Here is a 1,260-nt window from a genome sequence, read left to right as displayed (position 1 = left end):
ACGATGGCCTTGGGGTGGTCTTCCCTGAGCTCAAGAACTGCCACGCTCCGGGACTCGTCGGAGTTCACGACCCGCCGCAGAGCGAGACATACTTCCGAAGCCGTTTCGATAGGCCGATCTTCCCAGATGTTCCAGCGTTTCCTTGTGACATCTCGATAGTTGGCGATGTTGTAGCTTGTCGGGATATCCTCATGGTATGCCACTGTCTTACGGTCAAAGTCCATATCGACTAAGATGCTGTTGCGGAGCCGGATGAGCCGTCCGGTGTTAAGATAGCGGTCAATTTTAGGATACTTAGACCGCCAGTCGTAAACAACGTGCTGGTTGACAAAGTCGGTTTTGTTGCGATAGAAGCCGTTCGCGATGAAGACGGGAATATAGTCCTGCCAAGTATCGCCAGGAGTTGCGGAGAGCAATATCCAGTTGTTCGCCTTTGCAATTTTGAGAAAGGCTTTTGTCCATGCGCCGTATCCTACAACTCGTTGCTCATCAAATATAAAGAAGGCGTCTTTGATCTCCTTGTATTTTCCGATGTTATTCCACGAGTCTACGACTACGGTGTTCTTGTAGTAGTTCGCTTCCGGATGGGTCGAGAGGAGAAATGGAGCCAACTCAGCCCCCCACTCACAGGTATCCCGCTTTCGGGCTGTTGTGATGATATAGAGGTCCTTTGGATTTTTCATTGGAACGTAATCATCAGCTCCAAGCTCTCCGCCCTGTTGGGTATAATAGTAGGCGAGGCCAGTCCGAGACTTGCCCGAACCGACCCCGCCGCAGAGGATACAGCCGTTGTGCATTTTTGCAAAGGCCTCTTGCTGGTGCTTGAAGAGACTGATTGCGGCCATAATTAGTAGCGCCGGGCCTCCTCGATGGTGCAGAAGAAGTGGAAGCCGGTGGAACACTCCTCATCGCTGAAGTCGAAGTTGTCGATCTCAACCTCATCACCCGCATAGTAGAGGGTCTTCAGATCGTACTTGGAGATGCCGACCTGCTCTCCGCAGAGGTCGCCGATAATCTCAACGATAACGGCTTTACTGGCGCGGCACTTATGCCCGACATTGCCACGGATCTGCGCGTCTTTGGGAATGGAGGCGACAACAATAATGCCGCCGACACACTTCTTGTAGACCTTCTCGGGAGGCTCAATCGTCCGGATAACCGGAACGGGGATGTTGTTGGCTTTGCAGGCGTTCATGGCCGCAGCCCGCACACGCCAGCTCTCGTCCTTCAACCACCGCTCGATGACCTCGACAGGCACCT

The 1,260-nt window shown here is 53.1% G+C and carries 2 protein-coding genes; both read right to left on the bottom strand.

What is annotated here, in order from left to right; translation table 11 throughout:
* Positions 1-845, bottom strand: an 845-nt coding sequence (locus JX325_RS17105; RefSeq protein WP_204792214.1) for a hypothetical protein, incomplete at its 3' end; no start/stop codon positions are given.
* A 2-nt stretch (positions 846-847) separates the two neighbouring features.
* On the bottom strand, positions 848-1,260 hold a 413-nt coding region (locus tag JX325_RS17100; protein ID WP_243414162.1), incomplete at its 5' end, for a DUF5758 domain-containing protein.

This window comes from Oscillibacter sp. CU971, assembly GCF_905219725.1.
Lineage (GTDB): Bacteria > Bacillota > Clostridia > Oscillospirales > Oscillospiraceae > Oscillibacter.
This window is presented reverse-complemented; position numbering and strand designations above follow the sequence as displayed.